Origin of the sequence: Chitinilyticum litopenaei DSM 21440 (assembly GCF_000428145.1) — a bacterium.
Lineage (GTDB): Bacteria > Pseudomonadota > Gammaproteobacteria > Burkholderiales > Chitinibacteraceae > Chitinilyticum > Chitinilyticum litopenaei.
Genome location: NZ_ATZJ01000018.1, coordinates 33,457 through 48,407 on the forward strand (window position 1 = coordinate 33,457; position 14,951 = coordinate 48,407).

A 14,951-nucleotide genomic window follows, 5' to 3' on the forward strand; every position below is an offset into this window, starting at 1 on the left:
GGATGACTGGGCAATATGAAATTTTACCTTGCCCAGGGGGTAAGGGCTGTAACAAAGCGCATCCGGCTGCCAGGTTCTGCCGATGCTCTGTTTGTGTTTGTGCCGGATTTAATTGCCGCGCCGGATCAAGGGCTTGTGAGCACTGCATGGCCGCATGCTCGTGCAGCCGGGATGTGCAGTCGGCACAAAAGCGCCACACGCGGCCGTCATGTCCACAAACTGCTCGCACCGTTTCTGGCATGACAGGACCAGGCGCCGTGCTTCGGCCTGGCACCAGGCCAGAACCGGCATCAACGGACAGCACAAGCAAAACACCCACAGGATCTGGAGCTTGCCGGCATGCCGAAGCGGCCTGGCTGTTGCCGTTTTCATCCCGATTTGTGAAGAAAAAATTTCTTGGTAATGATTTATTGCTGACCTAGTCTGTAACCTAATTTTCTTGCGGACCTGCTGATGCGACCTCTGTGCTGCCCTTTGCTGCTGGTGTTTTGCCTTGCCGCCTGCGCCGTGCGCAGCCCCGCGCCACTGGATGCCGGCCAGCATCTGGGCAAGCCTGCCGCCACGCTTGCCGCACCGGCACTGACGCCGGTCGCGCCGGCCCTGCCCAGGCCACAACCCTTGCGCAAGCAGGAAACCTACAGTCTGGTCGTCAGTGATGTGGACATCCGCAGCCTGCTCTTTGCGCTTGGCCGCGACGCCAGGATGAATGTCGACGTGCACCCGGAGCTGAACGGCCGGGTGACGATCAATGCGCTGAACCAGACGCTGCCACAGCTGATGACGCGGCTGGCGCGCCAGGTTCCCCTGCGCTGGTCGGTCGATGCCGGGGTGCTGCATGTCGAGCCCGATGCCCCCTATCTGCAGACCTACAAGGTCGATTACCTGAATGTGCGGCGCGCGGTGAAATCCAGCGTCGCCATCGCCAACACGGTGTCCTCGACCGGTGGGTCGGTTGCCGGTGGCAAGGCCGCGGCGACGCCGGCTTGCGGCATGAGCGGCAGCAATGCCTCCTGCACCCTGCTCGATTACAGCAGCGACAGCCAGTTCTGGAGCCGGCTGGAGCACAATCTGCAAGCCATGCTGGGCCTGTCCGCCAGCCCGGCGGCTCCTGCCGAGGCGACGCGTCCGGCGCCGGCCGCTGCCGATGGCCGGCTGGTGGTCGTCAATCCGGAAACCGGGCTGGTGCTGGTGCGGGCCAGCCAGCGCGACCAGCAGAAGGTGGCGGCCTTTCTCGCTCAGATGCAGCTTGCCGCACAGCGGCAGGTGCTGATCGAGGCCACCATTGTCGAGGTGACGCTGGGTGACCAGTACCAGGCGGGCGTGGACTGGAGCCGGATTGCGACCGGGCAGGGCTGGTCCTTCGGGCAGAACCTGCTGGGGCAGAATCTGGCCGGAGCACCGGCGGCCGGGATTGTGTTCCAGAGCAGCCAGTTCGAGCTCACCGTCAAGCTGCTGGAGCAGTTCGGCCGCACGCGCGTGCTCTCCAGTCCCAAGCTGATTGCGCTGAACAATCAGACCGCCATCATGAAGGTGGTCGAAGAGCAGGTGTATTTCTCGCTCGAACTCGATGAAGACAAGAACAGCGATGGCGAGGTGACCGGCCGCAACATCACCAGCACGCTGCATACCGTGCCGGTGGGGCTGGTGATGCAGGTGACGCCGCAGATTGCCGACAGCGGCCTGGTGGCGCTGAACGTGCGCCCGACCATCACCAATGTCAGCGCCTATGTCGAGGATCCGGCCGTGGCGCTGATTGCCGCCAGCAGCAATACCGCCGTGAAGAGCCTGGTGCCGGTCTTGCAGGTGCGCGAATTCGACTCGACGCTGAATGTGCCCTCGGGGCAGGTCGCCGTACTGGGCGGGCTGATCCAGGATGCCATCAAGACCAGCCGGCAGGGCGTGCCGGGGCTGTCGCGCCTGCCCACACTGGGTGATCTGTTCAGTTTTCGCGACGACAAGGCAGGCAAGAGCGAACTGGTGGTGTTTCTGCGCCCCCTGCAGATCCGTGAGGCAAGCGTGAACGGCGATCTGGCGGCATTCAAGGGGTATATGCCGGATGCCGATTTCATGATTGGGTCTGGAGACCATACCCTCTCTGCGTATCAGGCAGGTGCCGTACCGCTTCCGGCCCCACTCCGGGAGCGGCCATGAGCCGTGTCCTGCAGCTGATGAAACCGGCGAGTGCGGCGCTGCCCGCTGGCGATCGTGTCGCCGAGCCTGGCGCTGCGGACCTGAGTTTGCTCGCCCTGGCGCCAGCCGGCACCGACGGCGCGGCCAGTCTGTCGGCGCCAGTCACCGAGTCAGGCAGTGTGGCGCCGGAACAGGATGCTGCTGCGCCGATCATCCCGGTGCTGCCCGCTGCCGGTCCCGAGGCAGCAGCCGGTTTGTCTGGAGCACGGGGAGCAAGCCGGCTGGCGCTGCTGGCCGCTGCCGGCCTCGCCCTGGCTGTCGCGGCATGGTTGCTCCTGCTGGCGTCCGGCCTCCGCAGCAACGGCCAGATCCGCCCAGCCGCAAATTTCGCCTCGCCATCCCCGCTTGCCGTGGCAATGCCGGCCAGCTCGCCCGTACTGGTCACAACGATCCCGGGGCGTATGGCCTCGCCAGCCCTGGATGAATACCCCGCACGCACGCCGGCTCACACCGGCAGAGCGGTCCAGGCCCAAGTCGCCACGCCCTCAGGGGTAACTGCCGATGCACTGCCCGTGCTGGCCGCGGCCGCGCCGGTGGTGGCGCGGCATGAGCGGCAAGAGCCGGATGTGCTGCTGCAGGCCTGGCAGGCCTACCAGCATGGCCGTCTGGACGAAGCGCGTGCCTTGTACGCCCGGGTGCTGGCCAGCGAGGCCGACAACCGCGATGCCCTGCTGGGCATGGCCGCCATTGCCCTGCGCGAGGGTGACTGGTCCGCCGCTGCCGCGCGCTATCGCCAGCGCCTGCGTCAGGCCCCTCATGATGCGCTGGCGCGGGAAGGCCTGGCCTCGCTGGCCGCGCAGGCGCAGCCGGCGGCCGGGCAGGAGGGCGACGAGCAGGATCCGCTGCCGGATGCCAGCGTTGAAGAATTGCAGCTGCTGGCACACGCGCATGCCGGCCGCCAGCGCTGGCAGGCGGCGCAGGCTCTGTATTTCCGTGCCTGGTCGCAGGCGCCGCACAATGCCGAGCTGGCCTACAACCTGGCCCTCGCGCTGGATCACCTTGGCCAGTACCGGCAGGCGCGCGAGTTCTACCGCAAGGCACTGGCCGCTGGCATGCAGGCAGCAGACCGGCTTGATCGTGACGCGATCGCGCAGCGGCTGGTCGTGCTGGCGGGAGCGGACTCATGACGACGGCAAACTTGCCGCGCCTGCGCTTGGGCGCCTTGCTGGTCGGCAAGGGCGACATCACCGAAGACCAGCTGCGCATCGCCCTGCTGGAGCAGCCGGGTTCCGGACTGCCGCTCGGTCGCCTGCTGGTAAGACTGGGCTTTCTGGATGAGGCGGCCTTGCGTGTGGCGCTGGCGGCGCAACTGGGCTGCGCGAGCATCGAACTGGCCCGGGTCGTGCCTGACCCGCAGGCGCTCGCGCTGCTCGGCAAGGACGCCGCCCGGCGCCTTCTGACCCTGCCGCTGGCGCTGGATCGCCCGGCGCGCCGCTGGCGGCTGGCCATGGTCAATCCCAACGACCTGCAGGCGCTGGATCAGTTGCGCGCACTGTCGCAGGGCTGCGAGATCGAAGTTCTGCTGGCCGGCGAGGCCGAACTGCTGCAGGGCATTGAGCGCAGCTATGGCTGCGAACTGGCAATTGACGGCATTCTGCAAGAGATCGAAACCGGCGCAAGCGCGCCAGCGACGGCCACCGGCGGGTACGGCGAAGCCCTGCAGCCGGTGGTGCGGCTGATCGATGCCCTGCTGGCCGACGCCGTGTTGCGCGGCGCTTCCGATGTGCATTTCGAGCCGGAAGAGCACTTTGTGCGCATCCGCTACCGGATCGACGGCCTCCTGCAGCAGGTACGGGCGCTGCACCGCAGTTTCTGGCCCGCCATGGTGGTGCGGCTGAAGGTACTGGCCGCGCTGGATATCGCCGAAACCCGGCTGGCGCAGGACGGGCGGCTGTCACGCACCCTCAACGGTCATGAAACGGATTTTCGCGTTGCCAGCCAGCCCACGCTCTGGGGCGAAAATCTGGTGCTGCGCATTCTCGATCGCCGCAAGGGCCTGGTGCCGCTGGATGCGCTGGGACTCGACGCCGCCAGCCTGCATCGCCTGCGGCTGATGATCGCCCGCCCGGAAGGCATCATTCTGGTGACCGGGCCAACCGGCTCCGGCAAGACCACCACGCTGTATTCCATCCTTGCGCAGCTCAATACCACCGACGTCAATATCATGACGCTGGAAGATCCGGTCGAATACCCGTTGCCGCAAGTCCGCCAGACGGCGATCAACGACGCCGCCGGCATCGGTTTTGCCAACGGCATCCGTTCACTGATGCGCCAGGACCCGGATGTGATCCTGGTTGGCGAAATCCGCGACCGCGATACCGCCGACATGGCGTTTCGCGCCGCCATGACCGGCCATCAGGTTTACACCACCCTGCATGCCGGCTCGGCACTGGGCGTCATTCCGCGCCTGTTCGACATCGGCATCCAGCCCGATGTGCTGGCCGGCAACATCATCGGGATCGTTGCGCAAAGGCTGGTGCGCAACCTGTGCCCGCATTGCCGCGAGGCCTATGTGGCCGATGCCTTCGAGCGGCAGCTGCTGGCCCACGCCGATGCCGCGCCCCTGACACTCTATCGCGCGCGTGGTTGCGCTGCCTGTGCCGGGCAGGGTTACAAGGGGCGCAGCGCCATCATGGAAGTCCTGAAGATCAATGCCGAGCTGGATGCGCTGATTGCCCGGCGCGCCACGCTCCACGAATTGCGCGAGGCGGCCGTGCGGCTGGGAGTGAGCACGCTGGCCGAGCTGGCCTGTCAGCGGGTGCTCGCTGGTGAGACATCACTGGAAGAAATCGCGCGCGTCGTCGATCTGACCGATCGGGTCAGTGCCTGGCAGGTGGCGGCATGAAGGCGTATCGCTACCGCGCAGTCGATGCCGCCGGAGGCCTTCAGCAGGGCGAGCTGCAGGCACCCGATCTGGTGACGCTGGAGCGACGGCTTGCCGGCATGGGGCTGACGCTGCTTCGCGCCTGCCCGGCGGCTTTCTGGCGTTTGCCGGGTCGGGTGGCCGCACGCCGCGATCTGCTGACCCTGTGCTACCAGCTGGAGCAGCTGCTGCGTGGCGGCGTGCCCCTGCTTGATGCTTTGACGGAGCTGCAGCCGACGCTGTCGCCAGCACTGCGCGGCATCGTCGCGGCGCTGATCGATGACATCAATGCCGGAGCGACACTGTCGCAGGCGCTGGGCAGGCATCCCGCCGCATTCGATGCGGTGTTCGTCAATCTGGTGGGGGCCGGCGAAACCGCGGGGCGCCTGCCGGACATGCTGGCCAGCATCGCCGGGCAATTGCAGTGGCTGGACGAACTGGCGGCGCATGGCCAGCGCGCCTTGCTTTACCCGGCCTTTGCCGGGCTGGTGGTACTGGGCGTGCTGGTGTTCATGCAACTGTATCTGCTGCCCCAGCTCGCCGGTTTCATTGCTGCGATGCAGTCGACCCTGCCCTGGTACACCCGCGTGCTGATTGCCGGTGGCGACTTCCTGCGTGCGCATGGCGCCGCCGTCCTGTTTGTGCTGGCGGCCATGGTGCTGCTGCTGCGCTGGCGCATCCGCCGGGATCGCGCGCTGTTGCTGTGGTTGCATGCGCGTGCACTGAAGGTCTGGTTGCTGGGCCCCATCGTGCACCAGCTGCTGCTCGCCCGTCTGGCGCGGCATCTTGCCCTGCTGTATCGCGCCGGCATCCCGGTGCTGGATTGCCTGGAGATTCTCCAGGGCCTGATCGGCAACCGGGCGCTGGCGGCGGCGGTCACCGTCATCGGTGAAGACATCCGCGCCGGCTCGGGCATGACGGCCGCGTTTGCGCGCAGCGGTTTTTTCCCGCCGCTGATGCTGCGCCTGCTGCGCATCGGCGAAAGTACCGGCCGGCTGGATGATGCCCTGCTGCAGGTCGCCCATTTTCACGAGCACGATGCCAGGGCTGCCATCGGGCGCATTCAGGCGCTGATCGAACCGGTGCTGACGGTCGTGCTGGGCCTGCTCTTGCTGTGGCTGATGGCGGCCGTGCTCGGGCCGGTATTCGCTACGCTGGGGCAGCTGCGATGAGGCGCCCGGTCTGCGTGCTGGTGCTTGGCAATGCCGGGCTGATGCTGTGGCAGGTGCGCGAACGCACGCCAGTGTTGCTGGACCGGTTTCTGCTGGATCCGTCGGCATTGCCATCCAGCGGCATCGAGGGCCTGCGCCCCTGGCTGCCGCGCCTGCGTGCAGCGGTCTGGCATCTGCTGGTCGATCAGCTTGCCGACGAATTCCGCCTCGAAGCGCTGCCCGTACTGGGGCGTGCCGACCGCGATGCCCTGCTGCAGCGGCGACTGCAGCAGCAGGTGTCGCCGTATCGCAGCGCGCAGGCGGCCGGTCGTGCGGATGGCAAGCCGCGCTATCTGCTCAGTGCGCTGGGCCGGCCCGCCCTGCTGGATGCCCTGCTTGATGCCTTGCAGGCGGCCGGCTGTGCGCTGGCCGGGGTTCATGCGCTGGCGGACGTGCTGGCCGGCTGGCGCCGCCGTGCTGACGGCGAGGCTGACCTCCTGCTTGGCAGCATCGTGCCGGGGCAATGCCGGCAGGCCTGTCTCAGCGCTGGCGAGCTGGTGTTTTCGCGTCAGGGGCCAGGCGCTGCAGACGGGACGGATGTGCGCCAGGTCGCCGCCTTGCTGGCGGCCGAATTGCGCCAGAGCAGGCAGTATCTCGCGGGGCAGCGGCTGTTGCCGCCGACAGGCGTGCTGCAGGCCTGCGTGTTTGCCGGGGCAAGCGAAACAGAAGCTCTGCAGCAGGCGCTGAGCGCCGAGATCACGGTAGCGGCCGAGCAGATCGCCGTGCAGGTGCTGGCGGCGGAAACGGCAGGCGGGTGGCTGGCGCAGGCCGTGCTGGACATTGCCGCTGGCCGGGTGTCCGCCCGCCACACGCCTGCCGGCAGGCTCAGGACTTACCGGCTGCGGCAACTCAATCGCGGCTTGCTGATTACTGCAGGTCTGGTCATGCTTGTGGCCTTCGCGGGGGCGGCCGTCTGGCAGGCCCGCACGGGGCAGCAAGAGGCTGGCCACGATGCGGTCGCGCTGGCATCCGCCCGGCAGGCCTTGCAGCAGGCCAGGGCTGGGCTGGCGGCCTACCCCGGTCTGGACGCCCGGCATGTAGCCGGCGCGGCCTGGTGGCATGCACAGCTGGCCGCCCGTCCGGCCGACCCGGAGCGGGCTGCCCGCGAGCTCAGTGTCATCCTGCTGGATTACCCCGAGCTGCAGATCGATGCGCTGGACTGGCAGCTCGACCAGCCCTTTGCCGCCACAGCCGTGGCCACACCGCCGGCCGCTGCGCCGCAAGCCAGAGATCTGCCGGCATTGCCGCAAGGAGAGTATCTGCTGCTTGACGGCCGCCTGCTGGCCGGGCCTGCCGACTACCGCTGGGGGCTTGCCCGCTTCGAGTCCTTGCTGGCCCGCCTTGTTGCGGAAGGCTATGGCGAGCCGACGGTCTTGCGCTGGCCTATCGATTTGCGAACGGAGGGCCAGCTGGAGCAGCCCGCAGTCGCAGCAGGGCAGGCGCACCGTTTCCAGCTGCAGATTGCCCGGCTTCCGGGAGTCCGGCCATGAAGCTGGGAGGTGTTCCGCGAGGCGATCTGCGTCTTCTTGCTCCGGGCCTGCTGGCGCTGGCACTGGCCATCACGCTGGCCACCGTCCTGGCTGTTGCACTGCTGCGGCAGTCACAGCACGGGCAACAGGCGCAGCGCGTCCATACGCAGGAGCTGGATGACCTGCGCCAGCAGCTGGCACAGACCCGCCGGCATGCCGACTGGCTGGCGCGCCATGCCGCTGAGTTCCGGGCCTTGCAGGTGCAGAATCTGCTGGAGCACGAACACCGCCTGCACTGGCTGGAGCAGCTCGATGCCCTGCAGCTGGCGCAACCGGCCCTGCAATTGCGCTACAGCATCGCCGCACGCCGCATCGTGTCGACCGCGCCCGGCGAAGGCGAGGCGGCGCTCATGGCCAGCGCGATGACGCTGAACTACCTGGCCCGCGACGAAGAAGACTTCTCGCGGGTGCATGCGCGCCTGCAGGCCTTGCCGGGGCGGCTACTGCCACGGCAATGCCGGCTTGCCCGCCAGGCCGCATCCGGGTTCACGGTGAGTTGCCGTTATGACTGGCTGACCATTGCGCCACTGCCTCCATCGGGAGCGACGCCATGAAGCGCTTGCTGTTGCTGCTGGGCCTGTGCTGTTGTGCCCAGCTCGGCGCCGCCGGCCCGCAGTGGGGGCGGCTCTTCCTGACTCCCGCCGAACGTTTGCACAGCGCACCGGCGACGGAGGCCGCCGGGGCAGCAGGCGTGACGGCGAGTGGCGTCGCCGCCGCGCCGCGCCGTTTTGACGGCATGCTGCAGCGCTCGCAGGGCCGGCCCTTGTACTGGGTTGACGGCCAGCCGCAGCGTCAGCCGCCGCCAGCGCGCGTGCGCCCCGGAGAAATCTGGGGGGAGGCGGCATCGGGCGCTGCCGCCTTCCCGCGCATCCGGCTTGGCCAGCCATGAACCGCACGCGCGCCCGGCAGCACGGTGCCGCCCTCCTCTTGCTGCTTTTTATCGTCGTACTGGGAACGCTGAGCCTGCTGCTGGGCGCGACCGGCAGGCAGGACGCTGATGTCCGGCGCCGGCAGCAGAGCATGGCCGCGCTGCAGCAGGCCAGACAGGCCCTGATCGACTGGTCCGTGGCGCAGGCGGGCAATGCCGGTGTGGGCAATTGCGCCGGCGGCGGCACCGGACAGGCCTGCAATCCCTTCGAGCTGCCATGTCCGGACCGCAATGCCCCCAATCTGCTCGCCGCCGGTTCCTCCAGCCTGCCCTGCAATGGTGGGGCTGCGACGCGCAGTGGCCGTCTGCCCTGGCGCACGCTGGACTTGCCGCCGCTGGTCGACGGTTACGGCGAGTCGCTGTGGCTGGTGGTCGATGCGGCTTATGCCAAGCGCAATGGCGCCAATGAGGCGCGCAAGGTCAATCACGATGCGCTGGCGACGCTGGAGGTGTTCGACGCCAGCGGGCAGTGCCTGACGCCGCCCGGACAGCGCGCGGTGGCGGTCGTGTTTGCGCCCGGTCCGCCGCTGGCTGGCCAGAGTCGCCCCGCCAATAGCGCCGCCGACTATCTGGATGCCGCCGGCGGGCGCGACAATGCCGTGGCAACCGGGCCCTTTCATGTTCCGCCTGCCGGCAGCGGGCAGGCCAACGACCAGTTGCTCATCATCACCGCCGCCGATCTCGAGCGGGCGGTGCAGCAGCGGCTCGGCCGCGAAGTCGCCGGCATTCTGGCTGCCCACTGGCAGCGTCATGGCCGCTATCCGGCGCCGGCGGACTGGACGCAGCCCGTCTGTCGCGACGCCAATCCCGTGTCCTTCTGCGACCCGGGGCCGGTGACGCGCTGTCGCGGCATCCTGCCCAGGCGTTATCCCGGTGACACGCCGGAGTATCCGGGCGCGGGCTGGTTTGTGCAGAATGTCTGGCACCGCACCGTGTATCTGGCCGTCGGCGCCGGCAATGACGCGGCCTGCAGTGACCCGCAGGTCGCGGGGGTGAGCGGCGCGTTTGACGCGCTCTTCCTTCTGCCCGGCCCGCCGCAGGGCAGCCAGACCCGGCTGGCCGGCACGGCACTGCGCAGCGACCTGACGCTGGCCGAGCTCTTTGAAGACCCCGAAAATCAGGATGGCTGGGATGCTGCCAGCCCGGGGCGCGACCAGTATGTCCTGCCGGCGGCGGGCAGCAATGACCGGCTCTATCTGTGCCGACTGGGAGAGTGCCGTGAAGCGCGCCACTGGCCCTGATCGCTGCCGCCATGGCGGCTTTACCCTGGTCGAAATGGCCGTGGTGCTGCTGGTGGCCGGCCTGCTGCTGGGCATGGCGCTCGGGCCGCTGACCGCCCAGCTGGAAGCCCGCAGGCATGCCGAAACCCGCGCGGCACTGGCGCAGGCGCAGGAAGCGCTGACCGGCTATCTGCTGATCAACAAACGCCTGCCTTGCCCCGCCGATCCGGCCCTGGCCGACACGCAGGGCGCCGCCGGTCTGGAAGACGGCGGCCGTGATGCACTGGGCCAGTGTGCGCGACTGGAGGGCGCACTGCCCTGGCTGGAGCTGGGCGTGCCGCAGCTGGATGGCTGGGGGCGGCGTTTCACCTATCGCCTCAGCCCGGCATTCAGCCGTCAGAGCGGCGCGCTGGCCTGCGGCTCGGCCGCCCATGCTCAACCCTGCTTTGCCCTGACCAGCGCCGGCGTGCTTACCGTGCGGCGCGTGGCGGGAGCCAATCTGGCCACCAGCCTGCCGGCCGTGCTGCTGTCGCATGGCGCAAACGGCGCGGGCGCCTGGCAGGCCGATGGCAGCCAGCTCCCCGGCGCGCAGGGGGACGAGCTGGAGAATGCCGATGGCGATACGTTGTTTGTCGGGCGCAATGCCGACGAGGGCTTTGATGATCTGGTCGTCTGGTTGGCGACGCCGCCGCTGATGAGCCGGCTGGTCAGTAGCGGCGCACTGCCCTGACCTGGCCGTTTTGAGAAGCAAAAGCCCTAAACAGTCAACGCAGAGGCGCAGAGGAAAGACAAAAGCCGTGTTTTTTTTGCGTCGCTGCGTTGAGCCTGGTTCTGGAGTGGAATTCCATGGGTATGGCCGTCAGGGTCAATAAGCTAATGGGTTGCGTGCTTATACCTGCGGCTGTTTAGTGCTGGAGTATCTTCGACAGGAACTGCTGGGCGCGTTCCGAGCGGGGCGCGCCGAAGAAATCATCCTTGGCGGCATCCTCGACGATCTGGCCCTGGTCCATGAAGATGACCCGGTGTGCAACGCGGCGGGCGAAGCCCATTTCGTGCGTCACGCACATCATCGTCATGCCTTCGGCGGCCAGCTGCGTCATCACGTCGAGCACTTCGTTGATCATTTCCGGGTCCAGCGCCGACGTCGGCTCGTCGAAGAGCATGGCGATCGGGTCCATGGCCAGCGCGCGGGCAATGGCGACCCGCTGCTGCTGGCCGCCGGAAAGCTGGCCGGGAAACTTGGCGGCATGTGCCTTCAGGCCGACGCGATCAAGCAGCTGCAGGCCCTTTTCCCGCGCTTCGTCGGCATTGCGTCCCAGCACCTTGATTTGCGCTAGACACAGGTTTTCGGTAATCGACAGGTGCGGAAACAGCTCGAAATGCTGGAAAACCATGCCCACGCGCGAGCGCAGCTTCGGCAGGTTGGTGCCGGGTGCGCCGACCGAGGTGCCGTCGACCAGAATGCTGCCGGACTGGAAAGGCTCAAGCCCGTTCACGCACTTGATCAGCGTCGATTTGCCGGAGCCGGACGGCCCGCACACCACCACGACCTCGCCCTTGGCGATGCGCGTCGTGCAGTCGGTGAGCACCTGGAACTGGCCGTACCACTTGCTGACTTTGTCGATCTCAATCATGGAATTGTCCTTGCTAGCGGATGACCGCAATGCGCTTGTGCAGGCGCTTGAGCAGCATCGAAATCGGGAAACACACGCAGAAATAGGCGATGGCGGCAAAGGTGTACATCTCGGTCATCGCGCCGTTATTGCTGGCGACGACGCTGGTGCTGCCCATGAAGTCCTTGATGCCGATGATGGTGACCAGCGAGGTGTCCTGAAAGAGCACCACCGTCTGCGTCAGCATCACCGGCAGCATGTTGCGCAGGGCCTGCGGCAGGATCACATAGCGCATGGTTTGCGGATAGGTGAGCCCGAGCGCATAGGCGGCCGCGAGCTGGCCACGGGAAATCGACTGGATGCCGGCGCGGATGATTTCGCTGAAATACGCCGCCTCGAAGAGGGTGAAGGTGATGAACACCGACTTGTCCGGCCCGATCTGGAAGCCGAAATAGGGAATCAGGAAATAGAACCAGAAGATCACCAGCACCAGCGGCACCGAGCGGAACAGGTTCACATAGGCGGCCGAGAGCAGCGACAGCGGCTTGAAGGCAGACAGGCGCGCCAGCGCCAGCAGGCAGCCCAGCACGATGCCGCCCAGGGTGGCGAAGGCGGTCAGCTGCAGCGAGTAGAGCATGCCCTCGGTGAGCAGCTCGCGGTTGTCCAGCACCAGTTGCAGGTCGATCATGTCAGCGCCCTCCACCGATCATGCCGGGAATGCGCGACTTCCTTTCCAGCCAGGCCATGCCGCGATTGACGGCGAAGGCCATCACCATATAGATGGTGGTGACCGCTGCAATGCTGACGATGACCTCGTTGGAATACTCGACCATCTGCTTCATCTGGAAGGTCAGCTCGGTCAGTCCGATGGCCAGCGCGGCGGCGGAATTCTTGAAGATGTTCATGAATTCGCTGGTCAGCGGCGGAATCACGATGCGGAAGGCCTGCGGCAGCACTACGAGGCGATAGGTCTGCGGCAGCGTGAAGCCCAGCGCCAGGGCGGCGTTTTTCTGGCCGCGCGGCAGCGACAGGATGCCCGATTTCACCTGCTCGGCCACGCGCGCCGCGGTAAACCAGCCGAGCGCCAGCGCGGCGGTGATGAATTCGGGGTAGGGCATGTCCTGCTTGTACCACAGGCCGATTTCGCGCGGCAGCAGCTCGGGCCAGACAAAAAACCAGAAAAACAGCTGCACCAGCAGGGGAATGTTGCGGACGACTTCCACATAGGCGTCGCCCAGCCAGGCCAGCGGCTTGTAGGGCAGCGTGCGCATGACGCCGACGATGCTGCCGACCAGCAGGGCCAGCGCCCAGCCGGTCAGCGCGGTGGCGACGGTCCACTTCGCCCCGGTCCACAGCAGCTGCCAGTAGGGGCCGTCGCCGGTGGGCGATTCCTGCAGCAGCACGCCCCAGTCAAGATTGAGATCCATCACGCGTCTCCGTCAGCGCCGGTTCCGGTTGGCCGCCCGGCAAGACTTGCTTCGCCGGCAAGCGACCTGCCCGGCAAACCGGGCGCTTGCGTATGCCTGCCACCCTATTGGCGGCAGGCCTTTTTCCAGCTTGGGTTATGCTCAGATACCCTTGTCGGACGGGTTCTTCAGCAGCTCCCTCATCTTGTCCGACATCGGCATGTTCAGATTGATGCCCTTGGGCGGAATCGGCGACATGAACCACTTGTTGTAGAGTTTTTCCATTTCCGGCGACTTGTATGCCGCCGTCAGCGTGGCATCGACCAGTTTCTTGAACTGCGGATCGTCGCGGCGCAGCATGATGCCGTAGGGCTCGCCGGAGAGCACTTCGCCGGCAATCGTGAAGTCTTTCGGGTTCTTGCTGGCGGCAATCTTGGCGGCCAGCAGCGTGTCGTCCATGACGAAGGCGGCGGCGCGGTCGGTTTCCAGCATCAGGAAGGAATCGTCGTGATCCTTGCCGTAGAGGTTCTTCACGTCGATGCTCTTGCCCTTTTCGTGCAGCTTGATATAGCGGTCCGAGGTGGTGCCGGTGGTGGTGACGACCGGCTTGCCGTTCAGATCCGCCACGCTCTTGATCCCGGAGTTGGCCTTGACCGCCATGCGCACGTTCACCCAGAACATGTTCACGCCGAAGGCCACCTGCTTCTGGCGCTCCATGCTGTTGGTCGTCGAGCCGCATTCCAGGTCGATGGTGCCGTTCTGCATCAGCGGGATGCGCGTTTGCGAGGTGACCGGCTGGTAGACCACGTCCAGCGTCTTCAGCTTCAGCTCTTTTTGCACCTGGTCGACGATCTTGTTGCACAGCTCGACCGAATAGCCGGTGTACTGCTTGTTGCCGACCAGAAAGGAGAACGGTTGCGAGGCATCGCGCACGCCAACGACGATGCGGCCGCTGTCCTTGATTTTCTTGAGGGTGCCGGTGAGTTCTTCGGCATGGGCGGTGCCAAACGCGGCCAGCGCCAGCGCAAGGGTCAGGCAGGTTTTCATGGTCAAGCCTCCGGAAGGGGTCGGGAGAAACGCTGCCCGGAGTATAGGCAAGGCTGGCCGGCCCTGCCTTTGGGGAAAGGCCGTATGCGCTGCCTGTGGAAATATGCCAGGTATATCGCCACAACCTTTTTACTTGAATGGCTGTGGCAACATACCCCTGCTTATTGGTGCAGTGGTGCGAGAATTTGCCGCAGAAACTGGCGTGCCCGCTCGCTGCGCGGATTGGTGAAGAATTCTTCCGGGCGGGCGTCCTCGACGATTTCGCCCTGGTCGAGGAAGACCACGCGATCGGCCACCTCGCGGGCAAAGCCCATTTCGTGCGTGACCACCATCATGGTCATGCCCGACTCGGCCAGCTGCTTCATCACGGCCAGCACTTCGCCGATCATTTCCGGGTCGAGCGCCGAGGTTGGCTCGTCGAACAGCATGACCTGCGGATTCATCGCCAGCCCGCGCGCAATGGCCACGCGCTGCTGCTGCCCGCCGGACAGATTGGCCGGATAGGCGTCCTTCTTGTGCGCCAGGCCGACGCGCTCGAGCAGTTCCAGCGCGGTGCGCTCGGCCAGATCGCGGGTGATCTTCTTGACCTGGATGGGCGCCAGCGTGATGTTGTCCAGCACCGTCAGGTGCGGGTAGAGGTTGAAGTGCTGGAACACGAAGCCCACTTCGGCGCGCAGCGTGTTGATGTCGGTGCGCGGGTCGTTCACGCGCACGCTGTCGACCCAGATTTCGCCGTCGTTGATCGGTTCGAGCTGGTTGATCGTGCGGATCAGCGTCGATTTGCCCGAGCCGGATGGCCCGCAGACGACGACGACCTCGCCCTGGCGCACTTCCAGATTGATGTTCTTCAGCACGTGGTGATCACGGCCGTACCATTTGTTGACATTGACGAAACGGATCATGGTGCTGGCGTCGGCATTCATGGGGATGGTCCGGATTGTGGC

General features: G+C 66.4%; 14 protein-coding genes. 9 read left to right on the top strand and 5 right to left on the bottom strand.

Annotated elements, in window-relative coordinates:
• Positions 1-453 precede the first annotated feature (453 nt).
• From C515_RS20330 to C515_RS0108830, 9 genes are read left to right on the top strand one after another with little or no spacing between them, the layout of a single operon-like run.
• Positions 454-2,151 carry a pilus (MSHA type) biogenesis protein MshL gene (locus C515_RS20330; protein WP_081686846.1) on the top strand — a complete coding sequence of 566 codons (1,698 nt, stop codon included), beginning with the start codon at positions 454-456 and terminating at the stop codon, positions 2,149-2,151.
• A complete protein-coding gene (locus C515_RS0108795) occupies positions 2,148-3,317 on the top strand; it encodes a tetratricopeptide repeat protein (RefSeq protein ID WP_028455222.1) in 1,170 nt (389 codons plus the stop codon). The genes C515_RS20330 and C515_RS0108795 overlap by 4 nt, the downstream gene beginning before the upstream one ends.
• Positions 3,314-5,035: a GspE/PulE family protein gene (locus tag C515_RS0108800; protein WP_028455223.1), complete on the top strand. Its 1,722-nt coding sequence runs from the start codon at positions 3,314-3,316 to the stop codon at positions 5,033-5,035. Before C515_RS0108795 ends, C515_RS0108800 begins: the two co-directional genes overlap by 4 nt.
• Positions 5,032-6,225, top strand: coding sequence for a type II secretion system F family protein (locus C515_RS0108805; RefSeq protein WP_028455224.1), 1,194 nt, complete (start codon positions 5,032-5,034; stop codon positions 6,223-6,225). Before C515_RS0108800 ends, C515_RS0108805 begins: the two co-directional genes overlap by 4 nt.
• A complete protein-coding gene (locus C515_RS0108810; RefSeq protein WP_028455225.1) occupies positions 6,222-7,754 on the top strand; it encodes a hypothetical protein in 1,533 nt (510 codons plus the stop codon). Before C515_RS0108805 ends, C515_RS0108810 begins: the two co-directional genes overlap by 4 nt.
• Positions 7,751-8,347, top strand: a complete 597-nt coding sequence (locus tag C515_RS0108815) for a hypothetical protein (protein ID WP_028455226.1) — start codon at positions 7,751-7,753, stop codon at positions 8,345-8,347. The genes C515_RS0108810 and C515_RS0108815 overlap by 4 nt, the downstream gene beginning before the upstream one ends.
• Positions 8,344-8,682 (top strand): hypothetical protein, encoded by a 339-nt coding sequence (locus C515_RS20335; RefSeq protein WP_043648812.1) that lies wholly within the window; start codon positions 8,344-8,346, stop codon positions 8,680-8,682. The genes C515_RS0108815 and C515_RS20335 overlap by 4 nt, the downstream gene beginning before the upstream one ends.
• On the top strand, positions 8,679-9,962 hold the full coding sequence (locus C515_RS23525) for a hypothetical protein (RefSeq protein ID WP_028455227.1): 1,284 nt from the start codon (positions 8,679-8,681) through the stop codon (positions 9,960-9,962). Before C515_RS20335 ends, C515_RS23525 begins: the two co-directional genes overlap by 4 nt.
• Positions 9,940-10,671: a prepilin-type N-terminal cleavage/methylation domain-containing protein gene (locus C515_RS0108830; RefSeq protein WP_051304792.1), complete on the top strand. Its 732-nt coding sequence runs from the start codon at positions 9,940-9,942 to the stop codon at positions 10,669-10,671. Before C515_RS23525 ends, C515_RS0108830 begins: the two co-directional genes overlap by 23 nt.
• A 175-nt stretch (positions 10,672-10,846) precedes the next feature.
• On the opposite strand, the gene C515_RS0108835 is transcribed toward C515_RS0108830, so the two are convergent.
• From C515_RS0108835 to C515_RS0108855, 5 genes are all read right to left on the bottom strand, one after another.
• On the bottom strand, positions 10,847-11,575 hold the full coding sequence (locus C515_RS0108835) for an amino acid ABC transporter ATP-binding protein (protein ID WP_028455229.1): 729 nt from the start codon (positions 11,573-11,575) through the stop codon (positions 10,847-10,849).
• A gap of 13 nt (positions 11,576-11,588) precedes the next feature.
• Positions 11,589-12,242: an amino acid ABC transporter permease gene (locus C515_RS0108840; RefSeq protein ID WP_051304793.1), complete on the bottom strand. Its 654-nt coding sequence runs from the start codon at positions 12,240-12,242 to the stop codon at positions 11,589-11,591.
• Position 12,243: 1 nt separating this feature from the next.
• Complete coding sequence (locus tag C515_RS0108845) at positions 12,244-12,981, bottom strand: amino acid ABC transporter permease (protein ID WP_028455231.1); 738 nt, start codon at positions 12,979-12,981, stop codon at positions 12,244-12,246.
• A gap of 141 nt (positions 12,982-13,122) precedes the next feature.
• Entirely contained in the window at positions 13,123-14,007 is an 885-nt protein-coding gene (locus tag C515_RS0108850) for a transporter substrate-binding domain-containing protein (RefSeq protein WP_028455232.1), read from the bottom strand.
• Positions 14,008-14,168: 161 nt separating this feature from the next.
• Positions 14,169-14,930, bottom strand: coding sequence for an amino acid ABC transporter ATP-binding protein (locus C515_RS0108855; RefSeq protein WP_373277251.1), 762 nt, complete (start codon positions 14,928-14,930; stop codon positions 14,169-14,171).
• Between the last annotated feature and the right edge of the window lie 21 nt (positions 14,931-14,951).